This window comes from Mycobacterium kiyosense (assembly GCA_021654635.1).
Taxonomy (GTDB): Bacteria; Actinomycetota; Actinomycetes; order Mycobacteriales; family Mycobacteriaceae; genus Mycobacterium; species Mycobacterium kiyosense.
In genome coordinates, this window is record AP025179.1 from 573,949 (window position 1) to 590,646 (window position 16,698).

At 67.8% G+C, this 16,698-nt stretch carries 12 protein-coding genes and 3 pseudogenes; 7 read left to right on the forward strand and 8 right to left on the reverse strand.

The window, feature by feature from the left end; translation table 11 throughout:
* Positions 1-56: 56 nt before the first annotated feature.
* Both L6444_RS02690 and L6444_RS02695 read right to left on the reverse strand, forming a co-directional pair.
* Positions 57-1,065 (reverse strand): annotated as a pseudogene (locus L6444_RS02690) (ABC transporter substrate-binding protein).
* 47 nt (positions 1,066-1,112) lie between these two features.
* Positions 1,113-2,354, reverse strand: a complete 1,242-nt coding sequence (locus L6444_RS02695) for a DNA polymerase domain-containing protein (protein ID WP_236980272.1) — start codon at positions 2,352-2,354, stop codon at positions 1,113-1,115.
* A gap of 68 nt (positions 2,355-2,422) precedes the next feature.
* Between L6444_RS02695 and fadD2 the strand changes: the two genes are divergently transcribed.
* A complete protein-coding gene (gene fadD2 / locus L6444_RS02700) occupies positions 2,423-4,225 on the forward strand; it encodes a long-chain-fatty-acid--CoA ligase FadD2 (RefSeq protein WP_370653067.1) in 1,803 nt (600 codons plus the stop codon).
* A gap of 32 nt (positions 4,226-4,257) precedes the next feature.
* Here the strand turns inward: fadD2 and L6444_RS02705 are convergent, their stop codons facing one another.
* The 5 genes from L6444_RS02705 to L6444_RS02725 form a co-directional block, all read right to left on the reverse strand.
* Positions 4,258-4,596: an ATPase gene (locus L6444_RS02705; RefSeq protein ID WP_236980275.1), complete on the reverse strand. Its 339-nt coding sequence runs from the start codon at positions 4,594-4,596 to the stop codon at positions 4,258-4,260.
* A gap of 341 nt (positions 4,597-4,937) precedes the next feature.
* Positions 4,938-5,144 (reverse strand): hypothetical protein, encoded by a 207-nt coding sequence (locus tag L6444_RS02710; RefSeq protein ID WP_236980276.1) that lies wholly within the window; start codon positions 5,142-5,144, stop codon positions 4,938-4,940.
* Between the two features lie 207 nt (positions 5,145-5,351).
* Positions 5,352-7,538 (reverse strand): acyl-CoA dehydrogenase, encoded by a 2,187-nt coding sequence (locus L6444_RS02715; protein ID WP_236980278.1) that lies wholly within the window; start codon positions 7,536-7,538, stop codon positions 5,352-5,354.
* 124 nt (positions 7,539-7,662) lie between these two features.
* Positions 7,663-8,772: a lysophospholipase gene (locus tag L6444_RS02720; protein WP_236980280.1), complete on the reverse strand. Its 1,110-nt coding sequence runs from the start codon at positions 8,770-8,772 to the stop codon at positions 7,663-7,665.
* Positions 8,769-9,374 carry a TetR/AcrR family transcriptional regulator gene (locus L6444_RS02725; protein WP_236984608.1) on the reverse strand — a complete coding sequence of 202 codons (606 nt, stop codon included), beginning with the start codon at positions 9,372-9,374 and terminating at the stop codon, positions 8,769-8,771. Before L6444_RS02725 ends, L6444_RS02720 begins: the two co-directional genes overlap by 4 nt.
* 175 nt (positions 9,375-9,549) lie before the next feature.
* Here L6444_RS02725 and L6444_RS02730 point away from each other — a divergent pair.
* A pseudogene (locus tag L6444_RS02730) lies at positions 9,550-10,054 on the forward strand (VOC family protein).
* A 25-nt stretch (positions 10,055-10,079) separates the two neighbouring features.
* A complete protein-coding gene (locus L6444_RS02735) occupies positions 10,080-10,628 on the forward strand; it encodes a hypothetical protein (RefSeq protein ID WP_236980282.1) in 549 nt (182 codons plus the stop codon).
* Here the strand turns inward: L6444_RS02735 and L6444_RS02740 are convergent.
* On the reverse strand, positions 10,561-11,265 hold the full coding sequence (locus tag L6444_RS02740; protein WP_236980283.1) for a TetR/AcrR family transcriptional regulator: 705 nt from the start codon (positions 11,263-11,265) through the stop codon (positions 10,561-10,563). The genes L6444_RS02735 and L6444_RS02740 overlap by 68 nt on opposite strands.
* A 96-nt stretch (positions 11,266-11,361) precedes the next feature.
* On the opposite strand from L6444_RS02740, the gene L6444_RS02745 reads away from it, so the two are divergent.
* The 4 genes and pseudogenes from L6444_RS02745 (at position 11,362) to L6444_RS02760 (ending at position 16,480) form a co-directional block, all read left to right on the forward strand.
* A complete protein-coding gene (locus L6444_RS02745; protein WP_236980291.1) occupies positions 11,362-12,270 on the forward strand; it encodes an oxygenase MpaB family protein in 909 nt (302 codons plus the stop codon).
* A 111-nt stretch (positions 12,271-12,381) separates the two neighbouring features.
* Entirely contained in the window at positions 12,382-13,986 is a 1,605-nt protein-coding gene (locus tag L6444_RS02750; protein ID WP_236980293.1) for a PPE family protein, read from the forward strand.
* A gap of 29 nt (positions 13,987-14,015) precedes the next feature.
* On the forward strand, positions 14,016-14,918 hold the full coding sequence (locus L6444_RS02755; RefSeq protein ID WP_236980295.1) for a class I SAM-dependent methyltransferase: 903 nt from the start codon (positions 14,016-14,018) through the stop codon (positions 14,916-14,918).
* A 103-nt stretch (positions 14,919-15,021) separates the two neighbouring features.
* Positions 15,022-16,480: pseudogene (locus L6444_RS02760) on the forward strand (PPE family protein).
* Positions 16,481-16,698: the final 218 nt, after the last annotated feature.

Genomic DNA, 16,698 nt, shown 5'->3' on the forward strand with positions numbered 1-16,698 from the left:
GAGGAACTTTCGAGCACTGCCAGAGCTGCCTTAACGAACGCTCAAGTCCGGGTCGGTCAGCCCAGGATTTTTGCCAGCTGTGGCGGCAGTTGGTCGGCGACCACCGGGTAGCTCAGTGGCGATGCGAAGGCGATCGCGCCGGCCAGGTCCTTGGAGGTGAAGACATGCCGTTTCTGCGCGGTCGCCTGGGAGGCCGCCACCTCGGGATCGGCCAGCAGCGCCTGCTCGTCGTCGGGGCTCTCCGTCGTCCAGATCACCACGTCGGCGGAATCGAGCACCTCCTTGATGTGGTCGCGGGGGATGGCCGCGCGGTGGTCGGTGGCATAGGCGTTGATGCTGTCGGCAACGACGAGACCCATCTGCTCCAGGAATTCGGTCCGCCAGCCCGCCGTCGTCGCGACCACCGTGCCCTGCCACAGCCGGCCCTGCAGCAACAACGCTTTCTTGCCCTTCCAGGACGGGTTCTTCTGGCCGACGTCCTTGAACTTGCTGTCGACCGCGTCGACCAACGACTTCATCTGCGCGGACTGGAACACCGCCTGGCCGATCGTGGTGGCCTGGTCTTTCCACGGCTCGAAGAAGGCGTCGCCGTCGGACTGGGCGATGGTCGGGGCGATGTTGGACAGTTTCTGGTAGGTGTCGGCATCTAGGCCGGCGTTGGTCGCCACGATCAGGTCGGGCTTGAGACCGGCGATCTGGTCGACCTGGATCCCGTTCTCCAAATTGAGCAGAACCGGTTGTGCCGCAGCGAGTTTCGGCTGCGCCCAGGGCCAGACGCCGAAGGGCTGGTCGCCGAACCAGTTGGTCACCGCGATGGGTACCACACCCACGGCGAGCAGATCGTCCTGCTCGGTGTAACCGGCGCTGACCACCCGCTTGGGCGGTTCCTTGACGACGGTCTGACCGAACAGGTGGGTCACCGTCACCGCTCCACCGCCGGGCGATCCCGGCGCCGGCTTGGGAGCCCGAACATCCCGCCGTAACCGCCGCAGCGCTTGCGCCGAGCAGTCCCGCGGCCCCGACGACCTGCAAGAACCCCCCGCCGACTCCATGCCTGCTGCACAGCAGGAGAGTATCGCGTGTCTTACCGGGCCGTCAGTTACGTGGCCTTACTACTCGGAGGCACGTTTGGGTGAGTAGCCGTGCCAGGGTGAGTAATCGGCGATCAGTTCCTCCTGGGGCGGACGTAGCTCCGGTGGCACATGCTGCAGGTTGACCCGGATCCGGTACCAGATCGAACTGGGCCCGCGCATCCCGTCGACCAGCACGTCGGCCGGATGCAGCCGCTCGGCCGCCGCGGGGTGGCGGCCGCGCCAGGTATCCAACGCGGCCATCGCCTCGTCCTTGGTCTTGGTTCGGGCGACTTCGATGAGCGGCATCGACGACACCCGCCTGCCGTCGGTGCCCTGCCCAGGCTTCCTCGCGCCCCGTGGCGCCTTCTCCGGCGGGCCAAGTTCCTCGGCCAGCGCCAGCAGCCGGTCCAGGCTGCCGGTGGTCGAGTCCATACCCGTCCACGGGTCACCCAGGTTGGCGAACCGGCTCGGCACGGTGGCCAGGGTGAACCGCTCCGGGCGGCAGCCGGCGACCTCGTCCCAGTGCAGCGGTGTGGACACCCGCGCATCCGGGGTGGCCCGCACCGAGTAGGCCGAGGCAACGGTGCGGTCCTTGGCGTTCTGGTTGAAGTCGACGAACACCCCTTCGCGTTCCTCCTTCCACCAGCGGCTCGTCGCCAGCTCGGGGACCCGGCGCTCAACCTCGCGGGCGACCGTTTGCGCCGCCAGTCGCACCTTGCTGAACGGCCAGCGCGGCGCGATCCGGGTGTAGATATGGAAACCGCGTGACCCCGACGTCTTCGGCCACGCGGTCAGCCCGTGATCCTCGAGAACCTCGCGGGCCACCTGGGCCACGTCGACGATGCCCTGCCAAGAGACCCCGGGCATCGGGTCCAGGTCGACCCGCAGCTCGTCGGGGTGGTCGAGGTCGCCGGCCTGGACCGGGTGCGGATTGAGGTCCACGCAGCCCAGGTTGATCACCCAGGCCAGCCCGGCCGCGTCGTGGATGACGGCCTCGTCGGCGGACGTTCCGGACGCGTAGCGCAGGGTGGCGACGTCCACCCAGTCCGGGCGCTTAGCCGGTGCCCGCTTCTGAAAGACCGCCTCCTCGGAGATGCCCTTGACGAAGCGCTTGAGGATCATCGGACGGCCGGCCACCCCGCGCAGCGCCCCCTCGGCCACCGCCAGGTAGTAGCGGATCAGATCGAGCTTGGTGATGCCCGCGTCGGGAAAGACGATCTTGTCGGGGAGGGTGACGGTGACCTCGCGCCCGTCCACGTCCAGCGACACGGGTTTGGTCATGGAAGTCGATGGTAATTACGTGGAAACCACTGGTCGTTTTGCGACCTCCGTCACATATGGTGAGGAACATGCCTAACCTCAGCGACCTGCCCGGCGTCGGAAAAATCCAGCAATACGTTGAACGCGGTGCCGCCGAACTGCACTACGTACGCAAGATCTTCGAGTCGGGCGCGTTCAAGCTGGAGTCGCCGCTCAAGACCGCCACGATGGCCAGCGGCATCCTCAAATGGGGTGAATTCGGCATGTTGCCGGCGCTCAATGCCGCGCGCACCCCGGACCGGGCGGCATGCATCGACGAAGACGGCGAATTCAGCTACCGGGAGCTCGACGAGGCCGCGCACGCGGTGGCCAACGGGCTGATCGAGATGGGCGTCAAGGCCGGGGACGGTGTTGCGATCCTGGCGCGCAACACGCGCTGGTTCTTGATCGCCAACTACGGCGCCGCCCGCGTGGGCGCCCGCATCATCCTGCTCAACAGCGAATTCTCCGGCCCGCAGGTCAAAGAGGTCTCCGAGCGCGAAGGCGCCAAGGTGATCATCTATGACGACGAGTACACCAAGGTCGTCAGCAAAGCCGAGCCCGAACTCGGCAAGCTGCGGGCGCTGGGCACCAACCCGGACAGCGACGAGGACTCGGGCAGCACGGACGAGACCCTTGCCGAGCTGATCGAGCGCAGCAGCAAGGAGCCGGCGCCCAAGGCCGACAAGCACGCCTCGATCATCATTTTGACCAGCGGAACCACCGGCACCCCGAAGGGCGCCAACCGCAGCACTCCGCCGACGCTGGCGCCGGTCGGCGGCATCCTGTCGCATGTTCCGTTCAAGGCGAACGAGATCACCTCGTTGCCGGCGCCCATGTTCCACGCCCTGGGCTATCTGCACGCCACCATCGCGATGTTCTTGGGGTCCACGCTGATCCTGCGCCGTAAGTTCAAGCCGCCGCTGGTGCTCGAGGACCTGGCGAAGTACCAGGCGACGGCGATGGTCGTGGTGCCGGTGATGCTGTCGCGGCTGCTGGACGCGATCGAGAAGATGGACAAGAAGCCCGACCTGTCCCACTTGAAGATCATCTTCGTGTCCGGATCCCAGCTGGGGGCCGAGCTGGCCACCCGTGCGCTGAAGGACTTCGGCCCCGTCATCTACAACATGTACGGCTCGACCGAGATCGCCTTCGCGACCATCGCCCGTCCCGAGGACTTGGAGAAGAACCCGGCGACGGTGGGACCGGTGGTCAAGGGTGTGAAGGTGAAGATTCTCGACGACAACGGTAAGGAGAAGCCGCAGGGCGAGGTCGGGCGGATCTTCGTCGGCAACGCGTTCCCGTTCGAGGGCTACACCGGCGGCGGGCACAAGCAGATCATCGACGGCCTGATGTCGTCGGGCGACGTCGGCTATTTCGACGAGGACGGACTGCTCTACGTCAGCGGCCGCGACGACGAGATGATCGTCTCGGGCGGTGAGAACGTGTTCCCGGCCGAGGTCGAGGACCTGATCAGCGGGCACGAACACGTGGTGGAGGCCACCGCGATCGGTGTCGAGGACAAGGAGTGGGGTCACCGGCTGCGCGCGTTCGTGGTCAAGAAGGAGGGCGCCGACCTCGACGAGGACGCCGTGAAGCACTACGTGCGGGAAAACCTGGCCCGCTACAAGGTGCCGCGGGAAGTGGTCTTCCTCGACGAGCTGCCCCGCAACCCGACCGGAAAGATCCTCAAGCGCGAACTGCGCGATCTGGACGTCGAGGACAAGGACAAAGCCAAGGACGAGGCCAAGAAACTCCAGGCAGAGGAAAAGGGTTCGGACGAGGGCGGGTCCGATTCCGAGGACGCCAAGTCCGAGGTCGCCGACGGCGAGGACTCAGCCGACTCGGAGTAGCCGGCTGCGCTCGTTGCGCTTCGACTCGGAATTCAGCGGCGGGCCTGGATCGCGCGGGTGATCTGGGCCGAGAGTTTGGGATCGACGAGCAACTGCTCGATGAGCGCGTTGATCACTTCTTGGCCGGTCACCCGCGCCACCCCGAGCCGGTCTGCGGCTTCGCGCTGCCAGATGTCCAGAGCCCGGTGGGTGCCCGGCAGCAGGTCGACGGTGCGGCGGGTCCGCTGGGTCCGTGCGGGTGGTTCGCGGCGCCGATGGTCGACGGTCGGCGACTCGCGCAGTGGGGGGACTTGGGGCCGGCGAAAGTTGGCAAACCGCTCCGTCGGCGCGCCGTCCTCGGCCTGCGACTGGTGGGTTGGGTTGATGCTCATGCGACGACCTTCCTGCCCGGGACGAGTCAGTAAGTCAGTGTAAGGGGCCAACCTTGGCATTGTCTGTGCATCATCAGAATAATTTGCTGCTAATCCGATAAAAACGATCTATTGAGACGATTTGTGGTGATGAGATAATGAGCTCAGTAGTTCAGCGAAATAGTAAATACACGGATCAGTACCCCATAATTGGTGGTTAGCAGGCTGCTGAGATCAGTATTGGTGCAGACGTTCAACAAATTTACAGGTCAGATATTTCTATTTCGTATTGTTTGCCAACAGCATTTACGTATACCGTTTTCTTGGTCAGGTGGAAGATCGTGAAAGGGGTCCCCATGAGGTCATTGCGTTCGGTGCGTACCGCGGCAACCGGGGCCATCGGCGCCGGTGTGCTGGCTACCACTCTGCTGTTCGGTGGTCCGCTGTTCGGCGGCACTGCCGTGGCGCAGGCCGCGCCGCCCGGCCCGGCCGTCGTCGCACCGGCTCTGTCCGGTCCGCATGGCGCCGCGGACCTGCCCGAGCGCCCCGGGCACGGCTGGGGCGGGCACGGCGGGGAGGTCATGGCTGGGGTGGCCACGGTTGGGGCGGCCCTGGCTGGGGCGGCCACGGCTGGGGTGGCCACGGTTTGGGCTGGCGCCACGGCGGCTGGGGCGGCGGCGGTATGGGCCGCGGCGGCTGGTTCCCGGGCGGCTGGTGGGGTCACCGAAACTTGTGGAACTGGTGGTGGTGAACCCGGCTGGGCGACGTCCCGCGGCCTAAGGGTCGCGGGGCAGGCCGAGCAACCGCTCCGCGATGATGTTGAGCTGCACCTCGGAGGTGCCGCCGTAGATCGTGGTGGCGCGGCTGGACAACAGGTAGTCGTTCCACTTGCCTTGCGGCTGTTCGGGATCCGCGATCACGGCGTCGGTGCCGAAGGACGACACCGCGAATTCGGCGTAGCCCTGACCGGTCCGCATCGACAGCAGCTTGGAGATCGCCGCCGACGGCATCGCATCGCCACCGGCCAGCGTCAGCAGGGTGGAACGCAGGTTGAGCACCTTGGCGGCATGGCCTTCGGCGATCAGCTGGCCCGCGCGGTGCCGGGCGACCTGGTCGAACTGTCCGTCCCGGACGAACTCGACGAACGCGGGCAGGCTGGCCAGGAAGTTCAGGTCGCTGCCACCGATTGAAACCCGTTCGGCGGTGAGGGTATTGCGGCTGACCTCCCAGCCCCGGTTCACCTCGCCCAGCACATACTCGTCGGGCACGAACACGTCGTCGAGGTAGACGGTGTTGAAGAACTCCTGCCCGGTGAGTTCCTTGAGCGGCTTGACCGTCACGCCCTCGCTCTTCATGTCGAGCAGGAAATAGGTGATGCCGTTGTGTTTCGGAGCGTTCGGGTCCGTCCTGGCCAGCAGTGCGCCCCACTGCGAGAACTGCGCCGCGGTGGTCCAGATCTTCTGGCCGGTGATGCGCCAGCCGCCGTCCACCCGGGTGGCCTTCGTCGTCAGCCCGGCCAGGTCGGATCCGGCGCCCGGCTCGGAGAACAGTTGGCACCAGACCATTTCGCCGCGGAAGGTGGGGGGCAGGAAGCGCTGCTGCTGTTCCTCGGTGCCGAACGCGACGATGGACGGGATGATCCACGCCGCGATGCCCACCTGTGGCCGCTTGACCCGGCCGGCGGTGAACTCCTGGGCGATGATGACCTGCTCGACCGGCCCCGACGCCCGCCCCCACGGCTTGGGCAGATACGGCAGCACCCAACCCGCCTCGGCGATCGCGACGGTGCGAGCGTCGCGGTCCATCTCCTTCAAGGCGGCGACCTCGGCCCGGATTTCGTCGCGCAGCTGCTCGGTTTCGGGATCTAAGTCGATGTCCACCGCGCGCATGCCGGTGGTGGTCGCGGTGTCCACCACCCGCTGCGGATACTCCGTGCTGCGGCCGAAGGAGGCGGCCAGCATCAGCGCCCGGCGGTAGTACACGTTGGTGTCGTGCTCCCAGGTGAAGCCGATGCCGCCGTGCACCTGGATGCAGTCCTGCGTGCAGCGCTGCGCCGCCGCCGGCGCCAACGTGGCCGCCACCGCCGCCGCGAACTCGATGTGCTCGCTGTCCTCGTCCAGCGCGCGGGCGGCGTCCCACACCGCGGCGGTGGCCCGCTCGGTGTCGGCGACCATCTCCGCGCACTTGTGCTTGATGGCCTGGAATTGCCCGATCGGCCGGCCGAACTGTTCGCGGATTTTGGCGTAACCCGACGCGGTGTCGGTGGCCCAGCGCGCCACACCCACCGCCTCGGCCGACAGCAGTGTCGTCATCAGCGCGTGCGCGGCCGTCATGCTCAGGTTGTCCAGCACCATGTCGTCGCCGACCTCGACGGCGTTGGCGCGCACGTGCGCCACCGGACGCAGCGGGTCGACACTTTGCACCGGCTCGATCTCGAGTTGGTCGGCGCGCAGCACCACCCACTCCTCGCCACTGTCGATGGCCACCGGCAGCACCAGGATCGACGCCTGTGCCGCGGCGGGCACCGCCCGGACTTCGCCGCGGATCACCAGAACCTGGCTGCCTTCCGGCCCCTGGCGGGTGGCGGTCATGGTCGAATCCAGCGCGTAGGCGCCGATGGCCGCCCCCGAGGCCAGTTCGGCGAGTACCTCGGCCTTGGGGTCGTGTGCGGCGATCAATGCGCTGGCGATCGCCGACGGCACGAACGGCCCGGGCACCGCGCCGTAGCCGAATTCGGCCAGCACGATGGCCAGCTCCAAGATGCCGTAGCCCTGGCCGCCAACCGATTCGGCTAGGTGCACGCCTTGCAGTCCCTGGTCGGCAGCGGCCTGCCAGTACGGCGGCGGGTTCTGCACCGGCGTCTCCATCGCCTCGTGCAGCACCTCCGAGGGCGCCACCCGCGCCACCAGGGACCGCACCGAGTCGGCCAGGGCTTGGTGTTCAGGGTTTATCGCGATCGGCATTGGTCGCCTTCCCGTTGCTCTCGAGGCCGTTGCGGCCGGGCACCCTTTAAGCTAACAACCGGTCGGTTGGGGGCCAACGGTGGCCGACGGAGGCCCAGGCTGTCTCCCGGCTTCGGCGAGGCGGTCAGCCCCACCGCTTGCCGATCCACTCGGCGATGATGTCGGCCTGCTCGTCGCGGGCGCCCGGTGTGGTGAAGTAATGATCGGTGTCGACGGCGGCCTGGGACTTGTCGGCGCCGGCCAGCCCGTCGTAGATGCGCTTGGCGTCCGACGGGAAGACGCCGGTGTCGGCCTCGGCGTTGATCACCAGCGCCGGGCAGGTGATGCGGGCCAGGTGCGGCTCGGCCCGGGTCTGCGCGGTGCGCAGGCTCCACATGCCCAGCCAGTTGCGCAGCGTGGTCGCGGCGGCGATACCGCGGGCCGACCGGTTCGCCTGCACCGGCGTGCCGGCGTAGCACGAATTAGCTTGGCGCTTGGTAGGTTCGAGAGTCGGATCGACCATCCGCGGGTCGGCCCAGGTACGCATCACGGTGAACGGCCGATCGGAGAAACCCGCCGCCTTGACCCGTTCGAGCTCCGATTCGGCCCAGTCGGTGATGGCGTGATTGCGGGCCACCTGCGCCGCTCGGTATCGCTGGACGAACTCCGGTGCGTACGGCGGCCGCTGGAAGAACAGATCCAGCTCCGGATCGGTTGCCACGGGGTCGTTTTCGTCGACGACGGCGCCGTCCATCCAGGCGGTCAGCACGTCGGGCCGTCCCGGGTGCGCGGCCGTGGCGACGTAGCCGTCGGCGGCGAGCAGCTCGGTCAACCCGTCGGCGGGCCGCATGCCCGCCAGCGGTGTCACGTTCGGGTCGACCGCTTGGGACTGGTAGGCCGACATCAACGATCCACCACCCGAATTACCCAGCAGAACAACAGTTTCCACGCCGGCGATCTCGCGCAGCCAGCGCACGCCGACCCCGATGTCGACCAGCGCGTGGTCGAGCAGGAAACTACTCTCGAAGCCCCGGAACCGGGTGTTCCAGCCCAGGAACCCGATCTCGCGGTTGGCCAGGTACTCGGCGATGTAGTGCTCGGAGAAGTCGATCTGGTAATGCGTGGCGATCACCGCCACCTTCGGACGATGCCCCGCGGCATGGTGATAGAGGCCCTGGCAGGGATGCCCGCCGGCACCGGCTCGCCCGGCGGTCGGCGACGGCAGCCCGATGAATTCGCGAACGACGTCGGTCAAGAGCGACCCTCCTCGCTGTAAATGGCCCGGTAGTAGATGTTGGCCAGGGTCTGGATGCACGCTTGGTCGTCGGGCTCCGTGGACCGGGTGAGCTGGAGGTAGCAGAACTGGTTGAACATCGCCACGATCGCCTCGGCCATCAGCTGTGGGTCGTCGTCGGGGCAATAACCCTGCGCCTGAGCACGTCTGACCGATTCGGCGATGAAAGAGACTGGGATCGAGCACATCTGGGCCCAGTGTTCGGCGAAGTCGTCGCTGACCATCGCCAGCTGCGAGATGCTGATCACCTCGGCGAGACGGTGCCGGTAGGTGTGCCAGTGCGCGGCGGCGGCCTGGTGCGCACGGTCGCGCTCCGACAGACCGTGCTGGGTCACCGAGACGGCGCGCTGGCCGGCTTCGTCGCGGAAGCGCAGCGCCCATTGGCGCACCATCGCCTCTTTGGAGTCGTAGTAGTTGTAGAACGACGCCGCCGACCGCCCCGCCTCGGCGGCGATATCGGCAATCGTCGTCGCCAGAATCCCCTTGCGTGCGATCACTTTTCGCGCGGCGGCGTCGATTGCGGCCTGGGTGCGCCGGCCACGGTGGGTGGGAAGCCTGGGCAGAGTTTCGGAGTGGTCGGCCGCGCTCGTCATGTCACGCACCTCCCACAAACCTGAATCTGATGTTAGATTCAGGTTTGGATCTTAGGTAGGGAGGCGGGCGATGATCAAGCCGCACAACACCAACACCGAGTTCGAGCTCGGCGGCATCAACCACGTCGCCCTGGTGTGTTCGGACATGGCGCGCACCGTGGACTTCTACAGCAACATCCTGGGTATGCCGCTGATCAAGTCGCTCGATCTGCCCGGGGGTGCGGGTCAGCACTTCTTCTTCGACGCCGGCAACGGCGACTGCGTCGCATTCTTCTGGTTCACCGAGGCCGCCGACCGGGCCCGGGATCAGTTCGCCCGGGGCGCTGCCGGGGCTAGGCGACATCACCAGCGCGGTGAGCACGATGAACCATCTCGCCTTCCACGTGCCGGCGGACAAATTCGACGCGTATCGGCAGCGGCTGAAGGACAAGGGGGTGCGGGTCGGCCCGGTGCTCAATCACGACGAGAGCCCTATGCAGGTGGCGGCGACGGTTCATCCCGGCGTCTACGTGCGGTCTTTCTACTTCCAGGATCCCGACGGCATCATGCTTGAGTTCGCTTGCTGGATAAGGGAATTCAATGAAGCCGACACCCCGGCGGTGCCCAAGACCGCGGCCGACCGGCGGCCGCCGGTGGCCGTCGGCCACTAGCCGTCGAGTGTGACAGTCTTCGGGTGTGACACAGCACATCCTGAGCGAAGAGCAGATTGCGGCGCTGTCCCCGGCGCAGCGCAAGGAGCTGATCTCGCGGCTCGAGCAACCGTTGAGCGAGCTGGTCGAACCCGCCGAGCTGGGTCGGCGGCGGCGGATCAACCTCGGGCTGATCGTCAGCGGTTCGATGGCCCTGGTGCCCTGGATCGGGTACCTGTCGATGACGCTGCCCCCCAACTACGTCGCCCACAACTGGCCGGCCACCTGGGTGGGCTTCGACATCCTGCTGGTCGGGTTCATGCTGGCGACTGCCGTGCTGGGTTTCCTGCGCCGGCAGTTGCTGCTGCTGACCGCATTCACCAGCGGGGTGTTGCTGATCTGCGACGCCTGGTTCGACCTGATGACCGCCGGGCCCGACGACGTGTGGCTGTCGGTGGTCACCGCGTTGCTGATCGAGGTGCCGATGGCAATGTTGCTGATCAGCGGTGCGCAGCGCATCATGCGGATCACCCTGATGCGTCGCTGGCTCCTGGATCCGGGGATGCGCCTGTGGCAACTTCCGCTTTTCCCTTGAGGCCGTACAGGCCCGGGCTGGTCAATTCGCTCACCAGCAACGTCAGCTGATCGACCAGTTCGTCGGGCGCCAGCCTGACGCTGCCGTCCAGCCAGGCGCTGATCGCCTGACCTACGCCACCCACCGCGAAGTGCGCGCCCATGTTGAGCCGCTCGTTTGCTGAGATGTGCAGCGCTCCGGCGGCGTACTGCCCGGACAGCACCGCGAACAACGCGGTGGACTCGGCGCGTTTGCGGATCACCATCGGATCGGAGAGTTGGGTGCTGAACACCAGGCGGCCGACCCGGGGATCGTCGGAGATGGTGTTCACGATGTAGGCCATCCCGGCTCGGGTCTGTTCGGCTACCGGCGCGGCCAGCACCGCGGCCTGGGTCTTGCCGGCCAGATCGGCGATGATCCAGTCGAAAACCGCCCCGATGAACTCGTCTTTCTCGGAGAAGTTCTCGTAGAAGTATCTGGTCGCCACGCCGGCTTCCTGACAGATCGCGCGCACCGTGACCGCGGACAAGTCCTTCTGGACCGCGCCGAGTAGCTCGAGGCCGGCCGCGAGCAGCTTTCCGCGGCGTTCGGCGAGGCGCGCTGCGGCGTCCACTCCGCGGTAAGGTCGCGTGCTCGCAGCTGCGTGATCGGAACCCATGGCCCCCATCTTGACAGCACGGGTGGGCACCGACAAACATCTGGAAACGAATGTTAACAGAATTTGCGGACCCGGCAGGGCGAGAAGGGTCGTTGGATGGCAACTCCTGAGATGAGTCAGGACCTGGTTCGGCACGTCGAACGGGCGGTCGCAGAACCGGCCCGATCCGGGCGAACCCGGCGGCTGTGGGGGCCGAGCGTTGACGACGGGATGATGGGGGTCGCGCTACTGGCGGGGCCCGCCAACGTGATCATGCAGCTCGCGCGGCCCGGCGTGGGGTACGGAGTGATGGAGAGTCGCGTCGAAAGCGGACGTATCGACCTGCATCCGATCAAGCGGGCACGCACCACCTTCACCTACCTGGCTGTGGCCACCGCCGGCACCGACGCGCAGAAGGCGGCCTTTCGCCGCGCCGTGAACCGGGCGCATGCGCAAGTCCGTTCCACGCCCGACAGTCCCGTCCAGTACAACGCCTTCGACCCCGAACTGCAGCTCTGGGTTGCCGCCTGCCTCTACAAAGGGGGGGTCGACGTCTACCGGACTTTCGTCGGGGAGCTCAGTGAAGAAGACGCCGAGCGCCACTACCGCGAGGGGATGGCGCTGGGCACCACCCTGCAGGTGCCGCCGGAGATGTGGCCGGCCGACCGCGCCGCGTTCGACCGTTATTGGCAGGAGTCGCTGGCCAAGGTGCACATCGACGACGCCGTCCGTGAGTACCTCTATCCGATTGCGGTCGCGCGGATTAAGCGGCTGCCCCTGCCCGGTTTGCTGACCGTGGTCCCGGAGAGCCTTGCCCTGCTGATCACCAGCGGCTTTCTGCCGCAACGGTTCCGCGACGAGATGGGTTTTCCCTGGGACGAGCGCCGACAACGCCTGTTCGACCAGCTGATGATGGTGGTGCGGATCAAGAACGGGCTGATGCCGCGGTTCGTCCGCCACTTCCCGTTCAACGTGCTGCTGTGGGACCTCGATCGGCGCATCAAGGCCGGTCGACCGCTCATCTGAGTTTCTCCCGGACCTGACGCCGGCAGTCCGGAGAGGACTTGCGCGGCGACGCACAGTGGTGTCGAATAGCTGATAATGAAAATCATTCTCATCTATTCGCGGGGGTGAGCGATGCTGATGTGGATGGCGTCGCCGCCCGAAGTGCATTCGGCGCTGCTCAGTAGCGGCCCGGGCCCGGGCTCGTTGCTGTCGGCCGCGGCCGCCTGGTCGTGGCTGGGCTCCGAGTACACCGAGGTCGCCGACGAACTCGTCACGGTGCTCGGTGCCGTGCAGGGCGGAGCCTGGCAAGGACCGAGCGCCGAACAGTACCTCGCCGCGCACGTCCCCTACCTGGCCTGGCTGACGCAGGCCGGCGCCAACAGCCTGACCGCGGCCGCCCAGCACGAAACCGCCGCCGCCGCTTACACGACGGCGCTGGCCGCCATGCCCACGCTGGCCGAACTGGCCGCCAACCACGCCATCCACGGGGTGCTGGTGGCCACCAACTTTTTCGGGATCAACACCATCCCGATCGCGCTCAACGAGGCCGACTACGCCCGCATGTGGGTTCAGGCGGCCACCGCGATGGCAACCTACGACACCGTATCCGGTGCCGCGCTGGGGGCCACGCCCCAGAGCAGTGCGGCACCGCAGATCGTGCTCGCCGAAGACGACCATGACCATGACGACCATGACCATGAGGAAGAGCACGAAGGCGAGGACGGTCACGAAGACCACGATCACGGGGACCCCACTGCGCTCGACTACCTCGTCGCGGACCTGCTCCGGCTGGTGACAAACGGGCAGATCGACTGGGATCCCCTGGAAGGCACCCTCAACGGCGTGCACATGCACGACTACGCCGATGCGACGCAACCGCTGTGGTGGGTGGCCCGCTCGCTGGAATTCGGCCAGCAGTTCCAGACGTTCGTGCAGCAGCTGTTCACCAATCCCGCCGCGGCGTTCGAGTACCTGGTGGAGCTCGCCGAGTTCGACTGGCCGACCCACGTCGCGCAGGCGCTGCAAGCCGTCGGCCAATCCCCGCAGTTGCTGGCGGTGGCGATCAGCGGAGCCATCGCCAACCTGGGGTCGCTGTCGGGCCTGTCGGGCCTGGCGGGTCTGGGGGCGATCCAGCCCGCGCTGCCGCCCGCGATCGTGCCGCCGGCGGCCGCGGCGCCGACATTGCCTGCGGTCGCGTCCTCGGCCCCCTCCGTCGTCGCATCGGCCGCGCCCGCAGCGCCGGCCACGACGGCGCCGACCATGACCAGTTCGGTCAGCAGCGCCGCCCCGGCCCCGCCCCCGGCTCCAGCTGGGGCCGGGTTCGGCTTCCCATTTCTGGTGGGTGGCGGTCCCGGCGTCGAATTCGGGTCGGGGATGAGTGCCGCCGCCGGCGCCAAACGCTCGGCGTCGGAGCCCGACTCGGCGGCCGCGGCGGCCGCGGCAGAAGCCCGCGCGGCGGCCCGCCGGCGCCGGCGCGGGCGCACCACGCAGCGCGGCCACGGCAACGAGTTCGTGGACATGAACATCGACGTCGACCCGCAGTGGGACGCCCCGGACGCACCCGAACTCGTCGCGGTGGCCTCCGATCGCGGCGCCGGAAACCTCGGTTTTGCCGGCACGGTTCGCAACGAGCCGGCCGCTGACGCCGTCGGGCTGGCGACGCTTGCGGACGATGAATTCGGCAGTGGCCCAACGGTACCCATGCTGCCCCAGTCCTGGGAGACGGACCACCGCTGACCACCCGGCGGACGCGTAGAGTCGGTCGGGTGCGAAGTGAACGTGACACCTGGGACATCACCACGAGCGTCGGTTCGACGGCGCTGTTCGTCGCGACCGCTCGGGCGCTGGAGGCCCAGAAGCCCGAACCGCTGGTGGTCGACCCGTACGCCGAGATGTTCTGTCGCGCCGTCGGTGGCACCTGGGCCGACGTGCTGGACGGAAACGCGCCCGACCACGAGCTGAAGAGCGACGATTTCGGTCAGCACTTCGTCAACTTCCAGGCCGGCCGCACCAAGTACTTCGACGCATATTTCGAGCGTGCCGCGGCGGCCGGTGCCCGGCAGGTGGTGATCCTGGCCGCCGGCCTGGACTCCCGGGCCTACCGGCTGCCGTGGCCGGACGGGACGACGGTATTCGAGCTGGATCAGCCGCAGGTGCTCGAATTCAAGCGGCAGGTGCTGGCCGAGCACGGCGTGCAACCGCGAGCGCAACGACGCGAAATCGCCGTCGACCTGCGCGACGACTGGTCGCAGGCGTTGCAGGACAACGGCTTCGACTCCACCAAGTCTTCCGCCTGGATCGCCGAGGGACTGTTGATCTACCTCCCGGCCGCCGCGGAGGAGCAGCTGTTCACCGGCATCGACGCGCTGGCCGCCCCGGGCAGCCACGTCGCGGTGGAGGACGGCGCCCCGCTTCCGCCGGATGAGTTCGAGGCCAGGATCGCCGAGGAGCGTGCCAACCCGGACCGCGGCCGGCGCCCGTTCTTCCAACTGGTCTACAACGAGCAGTGCGCGCCGGCCGCCGAATGGTTCGGTCAGCACGGCTGGACGGCGATCGGCACGCCGCTCAACGACTACCTGCGCGAGGTGGGCCGGCCGATCCCGGGGCCGGATTCGCAGGCGGCGGCGATGTTCGCCCGCAACACGCTGGTCAGCGCGACCAAACCGTGATGCCGCCGTCCAGGTAGGAGTTTCCTGTGCGGCTGGCAGGAATTCTCGGTGCTCCGGGAACTACCCCAGTGCGGGCACCGACAACTAATACGTGCCGGTCTGGATGGCGTTCCCACCCGAGACCCACTCGGCCCTGCTGAACACCGGGCCGGGTCCTGCCGGGCTGCTCGCGGCCGCGCAGGCCTGGAACTCGCTGAGTTCGGAGTACACCGCGGTGGCCGACGAACTCGCCGCCGTGCTGGCGGCCGTGCAGTCCGGCGCCTGGGACGGTCCGACCGCCGCCCGGTACGCGGCGGCGCACGGGCCCTACCTGGCGTGGTTGCAGCGCTCCGCTGTCACCAGCGCAGCGGCGGCCGCCCGGCACGAGGCTGCCGCGACGGCGTATGTCGCGGCCCTGGCCGCCATGCCGACCCTGGCGGAGTTGGCCGCCAACCACGCGACGCATGCCGCGCTGCTCGCCACGAACTTCTTCGGGATCAACACGATTCCCCTCGCGGTCAACGAGGCCGACTACGTCCGGATGTGGATTCAGGCGGCCGGCACCATGACCGCGTATCAAGCGGCTACCGATGCCACCGGCGCTACCGCGGCGCCGGCGTCGGCGGCCGATCCGGCTCCGCAGATCGAGGCGGCCGACGACGGTGACACCGACGACGGAGACGACGATGGCGGCATCGTCGACAACGACGGCGGCGACCCGACGCAATTGAGTTGGTGGCTGAATCGCGTCACCGAGATCACCGACACCCTGGCCAGGGACATCGAGGAGTTTCCGGAGAATCCGTCGGCTGCCCTCGCGCAGCTGGACAACGACCTGCCGCTGCTGGTGGCCGACGAGATCGGGCATGCGGGCGAGGCGATCAGCACCTTCCCGCAGCTGCAGCCGCCCGTGCCGCTGGCGCTCGGGCTACCGCCGGCCGGTCTCGGCTTGGCCGGCCTGGCCGGTCTGGGCGGGCTGGCCGGGATCGGTGCCGGCAACCCGCCGGCGGCCGTGCCGGTACCGGTGTCACCGGCGGCCGGTCCGCCCGCGACGGCGGTTCTCCGCTCGGCACGGGTGCCGCAACCCCGCGCCGGCGCCGACACCGGCGCCGTCCAGCGCGCGCCGGCCCCGGCCAGCACGGCGTCCCCGCCCCCGCCGCCCCCGGCGCCGCCGGGTGCGGGGGGCCGGTTACCCCTATCTGGTCGGCGGGCCGGGAATGGGCGCCGGCTCGACGGCGAAGTCCAGCGCCGGCCGCAAAGCCGCCGAGCCGGATGCAGCCTCTGCACCGGCGGTCGTTACCGCAGCCGCGAAGGAACAGGCCCGCGGGCGCCGGCGCCGCCGGGCGGCCGTGCAGGATCGCGGCCATCGCTTCGAGTACCTGAGCGCCGATCCTGAGCCGGACGCTGCGCCGGTGGCATCGGAGCGGGGCGCGGGACCGCTGGGATTTTCCGGGACGGTCGGCGCCGGGACGGCTGCAGCTGCCGGGTTGGCCGCACTGCCCGGCGACGAGTTCGGATCGGGACCGGTGGTGCCGATGCTGCCGGAGACCTGGCCGCCACCGACACCCGAGGAGCAGAGATGAGCCCCCAAGTTGTTAATGAAAATCATATTCAGTAAGCTGCTGAACCAGTTCGCCCGCAATCGTGGCGAGCCGGAGAAATGCTGGTCAGCCGTGGTCAGGACGGGAGCAATTGTGGCGTACAGCACCCAATTGACCGCCTCGACAGTTAGCTTAGGGAATGCTAACTTCGTGGGGCTAATGACAGGCAAACTTCGCCAATGGCGATCGTGACATCAGGG

Coding starts and splice junctions, on each gene's coding strand:
- L6444_RS02695 (WP_236980272.1), bottom strand. CDS start 2,354: ATGACCAAACCCGTGTCGCTGGACGTGGACGGGCGCGAGGTCACCGTC.
- fadD2 (WP_370653067.1), top strand. CDS start 2,423: ATGCCTAACCTCAGCGACCTGCCCGGCGTCGGAAAAATCCAGCAATAC.
- L6444_RS02705 (WP_236980275.1), bottom strand. CDS start 4,596: ATGAGCATCAACCCAACCCACCAGTCGCAGGCCGAGGACGGCGCGCCG.
- L6444_RS02715 (WP_236980278.1), bottom strand. CDS start 7,538: ATGCCGATCGCGATAAACCCTGAACACCAAGCCCTGGCCGACTCGGTG.
- L6444_RS02740 (WP_236980283.1), bottom strand. CDS start 11,265: ATGGGTTCCGATCACGCAGCTGCGAGCACGCGACCTTACCGCGGAGTG.
- L6444_RS02745 (WP_236980291.1), top strand. CDS start 11,362: ATGGCAACTCCTGAGATGAGTCAGGACCTGGTTCGGCACGTCGAACGG.
- L6444_RS02750 (WP_236980293.1), top strand. CDS start 12,382: ATGCTGATGTGGATGGCGTCGCCGCCCGAAGTGCATTCGGCGCTGCTC.